We start from the raw sequence: 15,798 nt of genomic DNA on the forward strand, positions 1-15,798 counted from the left end.
ACGGTTTTTTCAAAACGCCGCCGGCCGGCCCGGCGGCGTTTCACGTTCTGGCCGATCAAGCAGCGGCAGCGGCCCTGGCGTGGAACATGACCTTCCATTCGCCTTCCTGGCAGACGACGCCTTGCTGGTTGCGGACCTCGACCCAGAAATTGACGATGCCGCGAGCCGGATTCTTGGTCGGGCGGATGCTGGCGACCTTCTGGGCCACATGGATCGTATCGCCGATCTTGACCGGAGCCTTGAGATCCCAGGTCATGCCCAGGAAAGCGATGGCCGTTCCTTCCTTGATGCCGAGCCGGAACTCGAGGCCGGTCGCGATCGCAAAGACGGCGGGTCCATGGAGGATGCGCGTGCCGAACGGCGTCGTCTTTGCAAACTCCTCGTCGGTGTGAACCGGATTGTAGTCGCCGGTCATGCCGGCAAACATCACGATATCGGCTTCGGTGATGGTCCGGCGGGGGCTCGTCCAGTTCTGATCGACCACGAAATCGTCGAAGTACAATGCGTTCGGGCCTATGGTTAGCTGGGTCATCTTCGCTCCTTGCATTTGAATACCAGTTCGTCTTTTTTCAAGCGGCGCCCTTGTCATCGGCGCCGCAGTTCAGGGCTGAAATTGTCGGTCGTATCGTTCGATCCACGGCGCCGCCTCTTCGAGCTGCGCCGAGACTTTCAGCAGGCCGGCCTCCTGTCCGAAGCGGCCGATGAGCTGCACACCGACAGGCAGACCGTCTTCGGTCCAGTAGACGGGCACATTCGCGGCCGGCTGGCCGGAGGCGTTGATGATGGCAAGAAAGGTCGTGTACGCACCGACAGCATTGCGGAAGGTGCGGAAATCCGTTTCCATGGAGTGCGTACCGAGCGGTGCCGGCAGTTGCGTCAAGGTCGGCGTCAGCACCACGTCGTAATCCGCCATGTAGACCTCCATCTGCCGGGCGATGGTGTGGAAACGTGTGATCGCAAGCGCATAGGTTTCGGCAGAAAGCGTCTTGCCGATGGCGTAGGCATCGAGAAGGGCCGGCTCAAGGCACGTGCGCAGATCGAGATCGGGTCTCGTCCGGAGCATGCCGTTGACCGTCATGGTGACGCTGGCGGCAAGGACATCCTGATGCGCGCGCAGGAAACTGCCGTACTTGATCGGCGGCGGGGCGGCGTCCACCACCTCGTGCCCCAGTGACGCCAGCAGGTTTGCGGTGAACGCGACGGCAGCAATGCAGTCGGCAGCGACCGCGATCCCCTCGAAAGCGGACCGCCACATCGCGATTTTCAGCGGACGGTCGAAGGGCTGCCGGAGGTGCTCGCGGTAGCTGCCCGGAATAGCGGGTGCGGCATAGGGTGCGCCGAGTTCCATCCCGACGACACCGTCGAGTGCGGCAGCCGTGTCGCGAACGGTGCGCGTCAGCACCCCGTCCGCCGCCAGACCACCCCAGGCTTCGCCCCTGGAAGGACCGAGCGGGACGAGGCCCCGCGAGGGCTTCAGGCCATAGAGACCGCAGCAGGCTGCGGGGATGCGGATCGATCCGCCGCCGTCGCTGCCATGGGCGATCGGGACGACACCCGTGCTGACGGCCACGCCGGCGCCGCCGCTGGAGCCGCCTGCGGACCGTGTCTCGTCCCAGGGGTTCCGGGTCGGGCCGCCATTCTGGATGGCCTCCGTCGTCGGCGCCATGCAGAACTCGGGTACGGTGGTTCGTCCAAAGGATATGAACCCGTCGTCGATGAAGCGTTTCGTCAACGTTGCATCGATCGGGGACCGCATTGCGCCGAACAGGCGTGACCCGACGCTGGACGGCAGGGTCTTCGACGCAAGCCCGGAATCCTTTAGCAGGAAAGGCAGCGCCCCGAACTGGCCGCGTGGCACGGCCTGTCGCGCCACATCGATGGCCTGTTCACGGTCGACGTAGCACAGCGCATTGAGCGCGGTGGCACGGCCGTCGCCAATCTCGATCGCGCGCTCCATGAGCTCCACGGGCGCCACGTCGCGCTTGTGGATCAGGTCTGCGAGCGCGATCCCGTCACGTCGTTGATATTCCGTCGCCTGCATCATGTGGTCCCTGTTCTCACGCTTGGGTCAACGGGTGGCCGTCAGCGGTTCGATCCGTTCCTTCAGCGCCTTCTTGTCCGTCTTTCCGGTCTTTCCCTGGGGAAGTTGCGTTTCGAAGAGAATGGTCCGGGGAACTTTGAAGTCCGAGATCAGCCCCTCGACATGAGCGATGAGCTCCTCCTGCGTGACCTGCGATCCGTGGCGGCGGACGACCACGGCGACGGGCACTTCACCGAAAATGCGGTCGGCAACGCCGATCACGGCGGCATCCTGGACGCCCGCATGCGAGATCAGCGCCATCTCGACCTCCGCCGGCGAAATGTTCGCGCCGCCGCGGATGATGATCTCCTTGATCCGTCCGGTGATGAAGTAGAAGCCGTTCTCGTCGTACCGGACCAGGTCGCCGGTCCTGAAAAGACCGTCGCGCATCGCCTCCTCGGTCATTTCGGGATTCTTGAGGTAGCGATCGAGCGTTGCGGCCCCGCGGACGAACAGTTCACCGTCCTCGTTCGGACCGCATTCCGTCCCGTCGGCCCGAAGAATCCTGACGGTCGTTCCCGGCGCTGCCCGGCCAATCGACCCCTCGGGAAGCGGGCGCGGGTCGTCGAAATAGCGACCGAAGACCGGCGTGCATTCGGTCATGGCGTAATAGTTCTCGAGCGCCTTGCCGAACTGGGCCATGAAGCGTCGCTCCACCTCTGCCGTCAGGGGAGCTCCGGCACAGATGAGCTTGCGCATCCCGGATAGATCGAATGCCAGCGACCGCTGCTCGCAATACTCCATCATCATCGAAAACATGGTCGGCACGCCATGAAAGACCGTCGCGCCGTTTTCGACCAGACCCGCAAGGACGTCGCGCGGATGGAAGCGCCGGAGGACGACGATCGTGCCACCGGCCTGGAGGGTCACCGCCGCAGCGGTGGAAAGACCATAGAGATAGCCCAGGGGCAGGGCCACGAGGGTGACATCGTCGCGCGTGATCCCGAACAGTCGCGCCAGGGCGGCGGGGCCCTTCATCTGCGCGGCATGGTCGAGAATGATGGCCTTGGGCGCGCCTGTCGTCCCGGACGTGTAGATGATCAGGAAGTCATCCGTCGGCGTGACGGCTGCGGTGTCGATCAGCCGTACTGGCAGCGTTGTTTCCAGCACGGTCATCGGCACGAGCCGGCTCTCGGACACGGACGCCTTGGCCGTTTCTGCCACGGCGTCGTCGTAGAACAGAACCTTCGCCTCGCTGTGGTCCATCGTATAGGCGACTTCGGCGGCCGTGAGGTTGGGATTGACGGGCACGAAAACGGCGCCGAGCTTGGCCGCGGCGTAGTAGCAGTAGAGTTGCTCCGGACGGTTTTGGCCGAACGCCGCAAAGGCGTCGCCCTTGCCGATCCCCCGGGCCCTGAGATGTCGCGCGGTGTTCTCGATCCGCGCGACCAGATCGGCGTAGGAGACCGTCTCCCCTTCGAATTTCAGCGCGACCTTCTCCAGATTGCGCTGCGCCACAGCCTCGAAGGCGGCGTAGACGGAAGCAAATCCGGGCTCGAGATCGAACGTCACGTCGGAAGTCTTTTCGACAGTCATGGTCATCTCTGGATCTCGGCGGAAGGGTCGATCGACGCTGCGCGCCATGTCAGGGCAGCCTCGGCGACGGTTGAAAACGTGGTCCCTGGGGTCGCCTTCATGTGATCGATCAGCCGGGACAGCATCGCGATGCGGGGGCCGCGTCCGATGACCTGGGGGTGCAGCGTGAGGGTGAACACGCCCTCTTCGATGGTCGTTGCGAAATCATATTCGTCCTTCCAGAGTTCGAAGACCTCTGCAGGCGTCCGCATGCCCTGGTACATCGGCTTGTTCAAAAACATGAAGTGCGGGAAATCGTCGAGCTCCCAGGCGACAGGGATCTCGACCACCCGGGATTTCGGTCCCGCCGTGTAGATCTCCTCGGAGACCTCGAAACCACGGCGCGCCCAGTAGGGCGTATAGTCATCGGCCATCAGGCTGCTGTCGTAGAGAAAGCCTCTTTCTTCCAGGAGCGCAATGGAGTCTGCCGAGAGATCCCAGGCGGGCGAGCGATAGCCGACCGGCTGAAAATCGCTCCCGAGGGCCGTCCGCAGCTTTTCCATCGTGCGGTCGAGAAGGCTGGCTTCCGCGTCCCGGCTGAGGCCGATCGGCGTTTCGTGGCAGTAGCCGTGCACCCCGATCTCGTGCCCCGCCTCGAGAATGCTCAAGGCCTGCCTGTTGAACGACACCGCCGTGTGTGCCGGGACGAAGAAGGTCGCCTTGACCTTCTTCTCCTCCAGGAGCCGCAGAACGCGCGGCAAACCCACGGCCGCACCGTATTCGCCTCGCGACAGGGGATTGGCCGTCGTCTGCTTCAGCGAACTGATCCAGAGCGAAACGGCGTCGAAATCGAAGGTCAAACACACCGTGCTCATGGCACCAATCCCAGATAGGCGCGCTCTTCCGCCCCGCTCATGCGACGCGAAATGACGATCCGGTTGACGTCGTTGGTGCCCTCCCCGATCGTGTAGAGCAAGGCTTCGCGATACAGGCGCTCGACTGCATAGTCCTGGATGTATCCGGCACCGCCATGAACCCGGACCGCATCATGGGCGACCTCGAGGGCGGCGTCGCTCGCGTGGAGCTTTGCCATGGCGCTGATCATGTCGCAGCGTCCCCCGCCTTCCTTCAACCAAGCCGCTTCCATCGTCAGAAGACGCGCGGTGACCAGCTTCGTCGCCATGTCCGCCAATTTGAGCTGAATCGCCTGGTGCTTGTCGATGGTGACTCCGAAGGTCACGCGCTCGGACGCATAGCGGACCGCTTCGGAAAGGGCGTCGGCCGCCAGACCCACCGCGCTGATCCCGATGGCAATCCGCCCGATCTCGAGGGACTCGAAAAGGTGGTGAAATCCCTTCCCTTCCACCGAGCCGACGAGGTTTTCCTTGGGGACCGGCACATTGTCCATTTCGATCTGGACCGTGTCGACGAGGCCCATTCCCATCTTGTGGAAGGTGGTCGTGACCTGCACGCCGGGGAACGTCTTTTCGACAAGGAGAAGGCTGAAACGGGTCTTGGCTTCGGATGCATCCCTGGGATGCTTGACCAGCGTCAGGAGAAGCGTCGCGCGGTCGCCATTGGTGACGTATGTCTTGCTCGCCGTCAGGCGGTAGTGATCGCCGTCGTCGGTCGCCGTCGCGCGGATCGCCTGCAGGTCGGAACCGCAGCCGGGCTCCGTCAGGCAAAGCGACGCATGATGCTTTCCGGTTGCGAGCCCCGGGAGATATCGCCGCTTCTGATCGTCCGTGCCATAGGTCTTGATGGCATGCGCCACCGTGGAATGGCTGTTCAGATAGGCCGCGAGCGTCGTCCAGCCGCGAGACACGACCTCCATGACCGCCGCGAAGACCGGCACGCGAAGCCCGAGGCCGCCGAACGCTTCGGGGACGGCGAGCCCGAACAGGCCGAGTTCCTTCATCTCGTCGACGACTGCTTGCGGATAGAGGCTGTCGCGCTCGCATGCCATGACGTTCGGGCGAACGCGCTCCTCGATGAAGCGTTCGACGGTCGATACGATCTCGACCTCTTCTGCGGTAAACATCGGATAGTTCAAAGAGACACCTCGCTCGCCGCACGCCGGACACGTCTTTGGCAGAGAAGAATGGGCCAGCCATCCCTGGCCGCAGTGACAATCGGTCCTGAGCCAACGCCGCGCATCGCCCACGACGTCGGAAGAGGCATTAGACGTATAGGTATATAAATTTGACTGTTTGGTATGTTATGGGCATCCGAAGAGAAAATCAACGGCTAATCCGCAACGATCACCGCTTCGGCCCGAAAGGCGTCGAAGGCGCGCGCGCAAACCATTGCCGCCGAGCGCCGGTCATCTGGACCGCATCCGCGTTGTTGCCGGTGACGCGGCCGCCGGGAAGGACTTGCCGAGGTCTCGCAGGATTTCGCGGGCTGCATTGTGGCCGGGAATGCCGTTTACGCCCCCGCCCGGGTGGCACGCCGCCCCGCACATGTACATTGCCTCGATTGGGGTGCGGTAGTCGGCATAATGCTGGATCGGACGCCGGAAGAAGACCTGATCGAGGCTCATCTCGCCATGGTGGACATGCCCGTCGACCATGGCGAACATCTCCTCGATGTCCTTGGGCGTCAGGATCTGGGCATGCATGACCTCCTGGTCGAAACCCGGCGCATATCGGCAGATCTGCTTCAGGACGATGTCGAGCAATGCCTGTCGCGACGCCTCGTCCCAGTCGCGGCCATTCAACCGGTAGGGAGCGTGGCCGCCCATGATCTGGACGACATGCTTGCCTTCCGGAGCCACGGTCTTGTCGAACGCGCTCGGCGTCGTGATCCACAGATAGGGATGCGGAGAGATCTCGCCGTTCTGGGCGGCGTGAAATGCTTCTTCCAGCTCATCGGAATTTTCGGCGAGCGTGACCGAGCCGGGATTGGGCTCGTTCAGCCGCCGCTCGTCGTAGGCCGTCCATCGCGGAAGCGCATGGCAGGCGAGGTTGATCTTGAAGGCGATCGATCGCGTCCGGTGACGCTCGACCTGTCCTTTCACGTCCTCGGACAGCAGGTCGCGGCCGATGAGATCGAAATAGGTCAACTTGGCGCCGGCGTTGGATACCACGGTCCTCGCTGCGATGTGCTCGCCGTCGACCAGCTCGATGCCCACGGCCCGGCCATTTTGAATATCGACTTTCCCGACCGGCCGGCCGGTGATGACATGGACGCCCTCGCTCTTCGCCACGCGGAGAAGCGCCTCCGAAATCGCGCCCATACCGCCTCTGACGAGGCCTCCGCCACCGACCGGGGTGGTGTTGTCGCGAAGATAGGGACGCGCGAGGACATAGGCCGATCCAGCCGTCTTGGGGCTGATGAGCCCTGCCGAGCCCGAGGCATAGCTGCCGAACGCGGTGAGGATTTCGTCGCTCTCGAACCAGCGTTTCAGGAAATCGTGGGCGCTCAGTGTCAGAAGATCCCACACGTCATAGACCCGGGATCCGATGTCGCGCATGCGCCAGGCCAGCCCCATCGTCTTGACGATATCCTTGATCCTGCCCGTCGTGGGATCGATCGGCGTCTCCCAGAGAAGCCGGCGGAGATAGGGAACGATCGCCATCATGTGGGCTGAAAATTTGGGGTAGTTTTCCGCATCTTTCACCGAGAATTTGGCAATTTCGGCTGCCATACGCGCGTCATCGGGCCAGAAGACGAGGCTCTTGCCGCTTTCGAACGGCTGGAAGCTCGGTGGCACGGCAATGACCTCGACGCCGTTCTCGACGAGATCGAGATCCATCATGATCTTCGGCTGAAGCATGCTCATCCAGTAGGACGCGACGGACACCGTGAACCCCGGCCAAACCTCGCGCGAGATAGCAGCGCCACCGACGAACGGTTGCCGTTCGACGACACAAACGCTCAAGCCCGCCTTGGCGAGATAGCAGGCGCACACAAGGCCGTTATGTCCGCCACCAACGATTACGACATCATAGGTCTTCATGATCGGGCCTGCCTTCAGGGAACGACAGCGATGACTTCAGCTTCGAGAACGAGACGCGGATCGTAGAGCGCCGCCTGCACCATGACGCTCGAGGGTGGACACGCGGCATTCCAGTAGTTGGCGCGAACCTTCCGGATGGCTGCCAGCGTTTCCGGCTCGAAGTTGGCAACGAAGCAGGTCATGCGCGCCACATGGCTGTAGTCGAGGTCGGCCGCTGCCAATGTGGCCTTGAGGTTTTCGAAGACGGCGACAACCTGCGCCTCAACGGAACTGACGATCGGCTCGCCGCTGGCGTCGGTCCCCACATGTCCGGTCGAGACGAAGACGCCGCTGCCCTTCATGACGACGCCCTGCGAGAGTCCCGGCCATCCCTGCCCCGGTGCGTTGACTGCTTTCAACATCCTGCTGCTCCCTTAAAGGCGCGCGTTCACCACTGGGATCCCTGTCCCAGTCGCGGATTGCGGCCATTGCGTCGGCCAACGGTACGCCGCACAAAACCGATGTCCAGCAAAAAAGACCGAATATCCAGATAAAAATACTTATGGGTATTCTTTTTCGTTTGGCTGCGGGTGTCGGATACGAGGGCAGGTCGGCGCACGCGCGCAGACAATCACTGCGCAAGGCTGATTTGACCCATTGGTATTTTAGTTTGACTATACCGTATGTTTTGATATTGTCGCGTCCGCTGGTGCGTTCGGCCCGTCCTGTCGCTGCCTGGAAACAAAGGTGAGACCATGAAAATCCTCGTCCCCGTCAAGCGAGTCGTTGACTACAACGTCAAGATCCGCGTCAAGCCGGATGGTTCCGGCGTAGACCTTGCCAACGTCAAGATGGCGATGAATCCCTTCGACGAGATCTCCGTCGAGGAGGCGCTCCGCATCCGGGAACGCGGAGAGGCCGAGGAGGTCGTCGTCGTCTCGATCGGCCCCGCAAAGGCCGAGGAGACGCTTCGCACGGCCCTGGCCATGGGCGCCGACCGGGCGATTCTGGTTGAAACCGACGACACCGTGGAGCCGCTTGCCGTCGCCAAGATCCTGTGTGCCATCGCGACCGAAGAGCAGTCCGGGCTTGTGATCGTCGGCAAGCAGGCCATCGACGACGATTCAAACCAGACCGGCCAGATGCTCGCGGCCCTGTCGGGATGGCCGCAAGCCACATTCGCATCGAGCATCGTCATCGCGGGAAGCAAGGCCGTGGTGACGCGGGAGGTCGACGGCGGCCTTCAGACGGTTTCGGTCGAGCTGCCCGCGGTCGTGACGACCGATCTCCGGCTAAACGAACCGCGTTACGCCTCGCTTCCCAACATCATGAAGGCAAAGAAGAAGCCGCTCGTGAAGCGCGCCGTCTCGGAGTTTCCCATCGATATCGCCCCGCGCCTCAAGGTGCTGAAGACCGAGGAGCCGGTCGGCCGAAAGGCGGGCGTCAAGGTCGGGACGGTCGGCGAGCTGATCGAGAAGCTGAAATCCGACGCCGTTCTCTGAACGGTCGCGACAAGGAGCAAATCACATGTCCATCCTTCTTCTGGCCGAGCACAACAACCAGACCCTCTCCGAACAGACCGCACGTGCCCTGACGGCCGCCCTCCAGATCGGCACCGTCGTCCATGTGCTCGTCGCCGGAAAGGGTGCGACGGCGGTCGCCGAGCAGGCGGCACGCCTTCAGGGCGTGACCAAGGTGCTGATCGCCGAGGACGACGCGCTGGAGCATGCGCTCGCCGAGCCGCTGTCCGACCTCGTGCGATCCCTGGCATCCGGCTACCAGACGATCATGGCGGCAGCGACATCGATCGGCAAGAACGTGATGCCCCGTGTGGCCGCTCTCCTCGATGTCGTGCAGGTGTCCGAGATCACGGACGTCGTGACGCCCAACACCTTCAAACGCCCGATCTACGCCGGCAACGCGATCCAGACCGTCCAGACCACGGATGCGCAGCAGGTCGTGACGGTCCGCACGGCATCCTTCTCCCCGGCCTCCCAAGGCCCGACTGCTGTCGCCGTCGAAAAGACGGCGGCAGCCTTTTCTTCCGCAAAGTCCGCCTTCGTCTCCCATGCAATATCCGCGTCCGAGCGACCCGAACTGACATCGGCGACGATCGTCATTGCCGGCGGCCGCGCTCTCGGATCCGCGGAGAAGTTCAAGGAGGTCATCCTTCCACTGGCCGACAAACTCGGTGCGGCGGTCGGCGCTTCGCGTGCTGCCGTCGATGCAGGGTATGCACCCAACGACTGGCAGGTCGGCCAGACCGGCAAGGTCGTCGCCCCGGACCTCTACATCGCCTGTGGCATTTCCGGTGCGATCCAGCATCTGGCGGGCATGAAGGACTCGAAAATCATCGTTGCCATCAACAAAGACGAAGAGGCTCCGATCTTCCAGGTTGCGGACTACGGTCTGGTCGGCGACCTGTTCGAGCTGCTGCCGGAATTTTCAGCGAAACTCTAGCCGCGCGATGCAGGCCTTCAGCCGGGGGCCTGCCTTGGGAAACGTGGCGATTCAACCGTGCGAAGGCATGGCGCTGGGGGTAACGGCCCGCCGACGCGGTCCGAGAGTAACGTCTGTCGCGCCGGCGATCCATGTTTCCCAGCCAGCGTCCACGCCTGGGTGGCGCAGCAGAGCGCGGACGCGGTCGTCATGGACCAAAGATGCAGGCCGCGCCTTACAACAGGCGACATGGCCCGGCAGGCGAGATGGCCTGCTGTCCTTTTCAGGGATCGCTGTTGTTCTTACCCGGCGGCCAGCAGTCGCTCGGCGCTTGCCCGGATCTCGTCGGGAAGCGTCAGACTCTTGCGAGCAGCAAGATCGAAATAGACGGATTTGATCTCGTTCGACGCGCAGAGGTCGCCCGCCATGTCGTAGAGCGCGTGATAGCTGGTCAGGGACGCGCCGCCGATCGCGGAGATGCTGCTCTCAACGCAGAAGAGGTCGCCGACAGCCAGCTCCTTGGAGAAGCCGACATTGTGCCGGACGTCGGCCCACCCCTCGTTCCTGTCCTTCTGCCAGGCGGTCCGATAGCCGAGCGCATGAACAAGGTGCCACATGGCCTGATCGAATGCGGCAACGTAGTACTGGACGTTCATGTGCCCCATGGCGTCGGTGTGGGCCGGATAGACCACACCCGAATATGTCCTCATGACAGGTCCTCCGTATCCGCGTTCCCGCCATCGCCGGCCCTTGCCGGCTCGGCCTTGCCCCGAAAGCCCGTGCCTGCCGGGAGGCTAGGTGTTGTATTGCCCGGCCTGCCAGTTCCGGCGCGTCCGCCATTCGGGCGAAATGCTCTTGAAGCGGTCGAGAGACAGCTGGTCGATGGGCATGCGCGTCTCGCCCTTGAGGAGCAATTCGGCAACGGCGATCCCGACGGCGGGCGCCATGCCGAAGCCGTGGCCCGAACAGGCGGCCGTCACCAAGCCATCCGGATTGTCGAACGCATGGATCGTCGTCATCTGGTCCGGTGCCATATCGACGATGCCGGCCCAGCTCCGCAGGAACTGCGCGCCCTTGAGAACGGGCATCGTTTCGATTGCACGACGCAGGATGTTGCGAACGATCTGCGTGTTCGGCTTCGCGGCCTCCTTGCCGATATCCAGGTCGATCCATTCATAAGGACCCCCATTCATATGCAGGTTTCCCCGCTTCGTCTGGCGGATCGACAAGCCGTTCCCGATGAAGGCCTGATCGAACAGCGGCGGCATCGGCGTCGTCACCAGCGCCTCGAGCCGGACCGGCGCCAAGGGAAACCGGATGCCGAGCGGATCGAGCAACAGGGTGTTGTGCGCAGCAGCGCAGAGCGCAACCTTCCCGCAATGCAGTTCACCCTGGGCGGTGCGTACGCCTTTTGCCTTCCCGCCCTCGACCAGCAGCTCCAGGACGGGGGTGTGTTCGCGGATCTCGCCCCCCAGATCGCTGAAGGCCCAGGCGAAAGCCTGGGACGTCCGCTGCGGATTGGCGTGCCCGGAGCGTTGCGTCCAGATCCCGCCGAGACACGTCTCGCTGAGACACGGGATCATCTGGCGCAGAGCATCGCCATCCAGAAACTCGAAGGGGACATCGGTTTTCCGAAAACTGCCATAGAGCTGCTTCAGCTCCTCCAGCTCCCGTTCGTGAAAGGCAGCCCAGATCCGGCCCTTCTGCGTCCATTCGGTCGGATATCCCAGCTCATCGCTGAGCCCGTCCCAGAGCTTTTCCGCTTCCTGAGCAAGCGGGCTTTCGGCCGGCGTCTCGCCCCGCAGGCTGAGATAGCCGGTCGCTCTCGATGACGCTTCGTAGGCCGTTGCCCCGGCATCAAGGACGAGCACCCTCGCTCCGGCCTTTTGCGCGTTATACGCTACGGAAAGGCCAAGAATGCCGGCGCCCACAACAATTACGTCGAAATTATCCATTGCTTCATCCAGTCGGCCGGTGGTCAGTCCTGGCGGGTCTCATAGGGCCACATCTGCCAGTTCAGGCGGATCTCGTCGCTCTCGTCATCATCCGCGATAAGACCGAGATCGATCGGCCTCAACGGAAACCGGTAACTTGCCGGGCGGATGGCCTGCAGATCGACGCCGAAGCGGATCGACAGGGTGACCGCTGCCTCGTCGCGGCACCGCTTGCCCTGGCAGTGCCCCATCGAGACGCGCGTCATGCGCTTCAGGAAATCCTGATTGATCCGCGGTGCCTTCAGGTTGTCGCCCTGGGTGACGGGCGTCTGCTCGTGCCGCAGCCTGCTTTCCAGGTAGGTCGGGGGCGTCATCCCGCAGAACGCCCCGCGGCTCACGGTTTCGCACTGGCAGAGGACGACATCGTCCTGCCCCGTCTGGTGGAGCGCTGCGACCCAGGCCTTGATGTAGTCGAGGGCATTTCGGCGGAGTGTGGCGCGGGACGGGATATTCGCGACGTGGTCCTGTCCGCCGATCAACGCGAGCAGCCCCTCCGCCCTGCCCTCGTCCTCCACCCAGAACACATTCTCCAGGCTGGTCGTCCCGAGCGCATCGACCTCGGGCACCCATGAGGCAACGGCAGGCTCGTACCGCATCCTGCAGCCCATGGCGGCAGGCAGTTCGATATTCGGCAAGGTGGCAATCGCGACCGCGATCGTATCGCAGGCGACGGCAAACGTGGCGCCGTCCTCGAGCGAGATGCAGGTCGCACCAGCAACGGCCGTCTTGCCTTGCGCCTCCTGGATGACATGGGCGAGATGGACGGGGATGCCCTCCCCGGCGAGCCACGCGGCCGCCTCCGGTCCCGCCTCGACCTCGTCTCCGACCTCGAGGACCGCGACGATCTCGACGCCGCGTGCGCGCGCGGACCGGATGAAGCGCATGGCGAGGTCGGAGGTTCCAAGCACAACGGTGCTGCGCCCCTCATAGACCTGATAGAGATCCAGCAAGGCGATGCCAGCTTTCCCTCCGAACACGCCCGGCAGGTCCCAGCCCTTGAACGACGGCACGAAGTCGCGAACGCCGGTGGCGATGATCAGGGTATCATGCTCGAGCATCTCGCTGCCTTCGCGGGTCACCAGCCCCACCTTGGGCCGCCCCACGTTCACGCAGTTCGGGCCGTCCCGGAAGGCACCCCAGAGAACGGTCGACACGCGGAGATCGACACCGCTTTCGAGACATTCCATCAACGTCGGACTTCCTTCAAGAACAGCCTGCGCGATGGAGTTCTCATTCAAGAGGGCCGAGGGGAGCGCGGCACCGTAGAACCACGGCGCGTCGAAGCTCATGTCCTTCATGGCCTGGGGATGTTCGTCGACGAGCGTCACATCGTGCCCCGCGGCCTGGGCAGCCAGTGCGAGCGTGCATCCAGCGGAACTGGCCCCCACGACGACGATCTTTCCCAACATCAGCGTTTCCCTTCCCGACCGGCCTTATCCTAGCATGGGAGGCGCTCAAGCACGCCCGAATGCGAGGCTTCCTGCGGCCTGCACCCGCCCATCCGACGAACAGTCTCTCGGACGTCGAGAGATCCGCGTATCAAGCCATCAGACGTTAGCGCATGTGTGCCGGCAAAAAAATACCCATCCATCAAAAAACATACTCGCTGGACAAATATTTTAATCCTTGATACTCAAAAAGTCGCCGCAGCACGCATCGCTGCGTGCTTTTCGATGAGCGAGGGATTGCGTGATGACGGCCGATATCCAGAAGGCGTGGAAGACGAGCGTGAGCGATGTCGAGGAATCGGATGTCTTCATCCGGGGCTATAGCCTCGGCGACATCATCGGCACCCTCTCGTTTCCCGCCGCCTCATATCTTCTGATCCGGGGCCAGTTGCCGACACCCGGCCAGACAAGGATGATGGACGCCATCCTGTGCTCCGTCCTCGACTATTCCCTCAAGAAGCCCGGCACCGTCGCGGCACGCTACTGTGTTTCCGGCAACCCTTCGATGGTGGCCGGCCTTGCGACCGCGATCCTGTCCGCCGGTGAGTATACGCTTGCTCCCGACAGCGCAGGCTCCTTCATTCGCGCGACCTACGATGCCCACCGCAAGCCTGGCGCGTCGCTCGACGCCTGTGCCGATGTGGCCGTGGACGAAATTCGCGAGAAGAAGCTTCGGGTCGGTGGCTTCGGTCATCCGAACTTCAAGTTCACCGACCCGCGCGCGCAGAAGCTCAAGGCGATCGCCGTTGAAGCCGGCGTCTGGGGTGACGTGTGCGAATGGTACGAGGCCGTGCACCGCGCCTTCATCAAGCGGGTGAACAAGCCCGAAATGGCCATCAACGAGGTCGGCATCATGGCCGCCATTCTGACCGAGATGGGTTTCACGCCCGACGAGATGACCGGCCTTGCTCTGCTGTCGACGTTCCCCGGCGTGGTTGCGCATGTTTCCGAAGAGCTCCAGTCGAAGACGCGTATCCGCACGGTCCCGGACGACATCGTCGATTACGCGCGCGATCGCAAAGACCTGACAAACGATCTGGCCGCTGCCGGCTGGGCCTAAAGCGCGCTTTCGTGAAAAGGATTCACGCAACGCGCGTTATGTTCTTGTTTTATGCATGTCGTCTCCCGAACCCGCTGCACAGTTTCGGGCGGCCTGCGTGAAGGCCTGACGTGCGCCTCTACGGGGCGACAGGTCAGGCTTTGTCGCATGCCTGCCGACGTGCCATCGCGACGGCCTGATGGCAGATCGTGCAGGCTGCCTTGCCGCAAGCCGGCTTTCCGATCCTTTGTCACACACGTCTTCATCATCTCATGGCTTTCCGAGCGCAATGCCGGCCATCGCAGCCTGCAGGGCGCCGCGGAGGCCCGCCCGTTTCCGGATACCGTCGCTGACGACAGACGCGACATGTCGGGAGGACAGACATGCAAAAGCCGCCTTGAGTGACCAAGGCGGCTCTTTTCGTGGCCAGGGTGGAAGCGTTACTTCACCATCCGCGGCTCGCCGACGTCGGCGACCTTCTTGTCGAAGCCGGCCGCTTCCAGCGCCTTGACGATGGAGCCATCCGCGTGTTGCGCCTTGATGCTCTTGTCGAGCGCAGCCCCGAGGGATTCGTTGTCCTTGGTGTAGATGACACCAGCCTGTGCGGGCTGGACGGAGGCCTGCACGCGCTCGTCCGGCTTCGAGAGAACGATCTTGATGCCCTTATAGGCATCGGCCGTCTTCTGGAGATAGACGCCGGAATTGTATCCGTCGGCAGCCACGTCGATCCGGCCTGCTTCGAGGTCCTGCGCCAGGGCGACGGGTGTCGGGTACAGCTTCAGGCTGGGGCCGAGGAGTTTCTGGAGCTCGCTGACCCACAGGTAGCCCTGGACGGTCCCGACGTTCTTGCCGATGAAGGAGTCCACGCTGTCGTAGCCTTCCTTCGAGAAGATGCCCATGGGATCGAGATAGGTCGGGGCCGACATCGAGACGGCCTTTGCACGCTTTTCCGTACGGTTCCAGCTTCCGATCGCCACATCCGCCTTGCCGCTGACCACAGCCTGGATCGTCGCCGCCGGATCGAGCGTGAGGGACACCGCCTCAAGGCAGTTTTCCTGCGCAGCGCGCTTCACGATGTCGAAGTCGATGCCGGCTGCACCCGTACCGGATGTCACGGAGAAGGGAGGGTAGTCGTAGGCGGCAACGGTAAGCTTGCCCTGCTCCACGGTCTTCACGGCGTTGCTGCAGTCTGCTGCGAACGCCGAAGCCGTGTGGGCAAAGGCGAGGATGGCCGTCATGGCCAGAAGACGCTTCATTTCGAGTTCCTCTCTGAGATTATTGCTGAACCACCTTATCAGTATACAAAGATACCGTACGGTCATTTTATAGTATTGTATCGTCTT

Annotated in this window: 14 protein-coding genes; 3 read left to right on the top strand and 11 right to left on the bottom strand. The window is 62.9% G+C overall.

What is annotated here, in order from left to right:
• Nucleotides 1–55: 55 nt before the first annotated feature.
• The 7 genes from ASG03_RS03895 to ASG03_RS03925 all read right to left on the bottom strand — a co-directional run bounded on the left by ASG03_RS03895 (nucleotide 56) and on the right by ASG03_RS03925 (nucleotide 7,957).
• Complete coding sequence (locus ASG03_RS03895; RefSeq protein ID WP_244475153.1) at nucleotides 56–532, bottom strand: MaoC/PaaZ C-terminal domain-containing protein; 477 nt, start codon at nucleotides 530–532, stop codon at nucleotides 56–58.
• A 69-nt stretch (nucleotides 533–601) separates the two neighbouring features.
• On the bottom strand, nucleotides 602–2,044 hold the full coding sequence (locus ASG03_RS03900; RefSeq protein WP_244475154.1) for an amidase: 1,443 nt from the start codon (nucleotides 2,042–2,044) through the stop codon (nucleotides 602–604).
• Between the two features lie 24 nt (nucleotides 2,045–2,068).
• Complete coding sequence (locus ASG03_RS03905; RefSeq protein ID WP_062693032.1) at nucleotides 2,069–3,616, bottom strand: class I adenylate-forming enzyme family protein; 1,548 nt, start codon at nucleotides 3,614–3,616, stop codon at nucleotides 2,069–2,071.
• A gap of 2 nt (nucleotides 3,617–3,618) precedes the next feature.
• Nucleotides 3,619–4,470, bottom strand: coding sequence for a polysaccharide deacetylase family protein (locus tag ASG03_RS03910; protein ID WP_062692356.1), 852 nt, complete (start codon nucleotides 4,468–4,470; stop codon nucleotides 3,619–3,621).
• Nucleotides 4,467–5,636 (bottom strand): acyl-CoA dehydrogenase family protein, encoded by a 1,170-nt coding sequence (locus ASG03_RS03915; protein WP_062692358.1) that lies wholly within the window; start codon nucleotides 5,634–5,636, stop codon nucleotides 4,467–4,469. Before ASG03_RS03915 ends, ASG03_RS03910 begins: the two co-directional genes overlap by 4 nt.
• A gap of 282 nt (nucleotides 5,637–5,918) precedes the next feature.
• Nucleotides 5,919–7,556, bottom strand: coding sequence for a phytoene desaturase family protein (locus ASG03_RS03920; RefSeq protein ID WP_062692360.1), 1,638 nt, complete (start codon nucleotides 7,554–7,556; stop codon nucleotides 5,919–5,921).
• Nucleotides 7,557–7,570: 14 nt separating this feature from the next.
• Nucleotides 7,571–7,957, bottom strand: coding sequence for a RidA family protein (locus tag ASG03_RS03925; RefSeq protein ID WP_062470122.1), 387 nt, complete (start codon nucleotides 7,955–7,957; stop codon nucleotides 7,571–7,573).
• 333 nt (nucleotides 7,958–8,290) lie between these two features.
• On the opposite strand from ASG03_RS03925, the gene ASG03_RS03930 reads away from it, so the two are divergent.
• Together ASG03_RS03930 and ASG03_RS03935 are read left to right on the top strand one after the other, a co-directional pair.
• Nucleotides 8,291–9,037: an electron transfer flavoprotein subunit beta/FixA family protein gene (locus ASG03_RS03930; RefSeq protein WP_062600747.1), complete on the top strand. Its 747-nt coding sequence runs from the start codon at nucleotides 8,291–8,293 to the stop codon at nucleotides 9,035–9,037.
• Between the two features lie 25 nt (nucleotides 9,038–9,062).
• Nucleotides 9,063–9,995, top strand: coding sequence for an electron transfer flavoprotein subunit alpha/FixB family protein (locus ASG03_RS03935; RefSeq protein ID WP_062692362.1), 933 nt, complete (start codon nucleotides 9,063–9,065; stop codon nucleotides 9,993–9,995).
• Between the two features lie 281 nt (nucleotides 9,996–10,276).
• Here the strand turns inward: ASG03_RS03935 and ASG03_RS03940 are convergent, their stop codons facing one another.
• The 3 genes from ASG03_RS03940 to ASG03_RS03950 all read right to left on the bottom strand — a co-directional run bounded on the left by ASG03_RS03940 (nucleotide 10,277) and on the right by ASG03_RS03950 (nucleotide 13,377).
• Nucleotides 10,277–10,684: an acyl-CoA thioesterase gene (locus ASG03_RS03940; protein WP_082475526.1), complete on the bottom strand. Its 408-nt coding sequence runs from the start codon at nucleotides 10,682–10,684 to the stop codon at nucleotides 10,277–10,279.
• 84 nt (nucleotides 10,685–10,768) lie between these two features.
• Entirely contained in the window at nucleotides 10,769–11,929 is a 1,161-nt protein-coding gene (locus ASG03_RS03945; RefSeq protein ID WP_062692365.1) for an NAD(P)/FAD-dependent oxidoreductase, read from the bottom strand.
• A gap of 23 nt (nucleotides 11,930–11,952) precedes the next feature.
• The gene (locus ASG03_RS03950; protein ID WP_062692367.1) at nucleotides 11,953–13,377 is read right to left on the bottom strand and encodes an FAD-dependent oxidoreductase; all 1,425 of its coding nucleotides are present in this window, start codon (nucleotides 13,375–13,377) and stop codon (nucleotides 11,953–11,955) included.
• 283 nt (nucleotides 13,378–13,660) lie between these two features.
• Between ASG03_RS03950 and ASG03_RS03955 the strand changes: the two genes are divergently transcribed.
• Complete coding sequence (locus ASG03_RS03955) at nucleotides 13,661–14,476, top strand: citryl-CoA lyase (protein ID WP_062692369.1); 816 nt, start codon at nucleotides 13,661–13,663, stop codon at nucleotides 14,474–14,476.
• A 419-nt stretch (nucleotides 14,477–14,895) separates the two neighbouring features.
• On the opposite strand, the gene ASG03_RS03960 is transcribed toward ASG03_RS03955, so the two are convergent.
• A complete protein-coding gene (locus ASG03_RS03960; RefSeq protein WP_062692371.1) occupies nucleotides 14,896–15,711 on the bottom strand; it encodes a substrate-binding periplasmic protein in 816 nt (271 codons plus the stop codon).
• Between the last annotated feature and the right edge of the window lie 87 nt (nucleotides 15,712–15,798).

Source organism: Rhizobium sp. Leaf341 (genome assembly GCF_001424325.1).
Taxonomy (GTDB): domain Bacteria; phylum Pseudomonadota; class Alphaproteobacteria; order Rhizobiales; family Rhizobiaceae; genus Ferranicluibacter.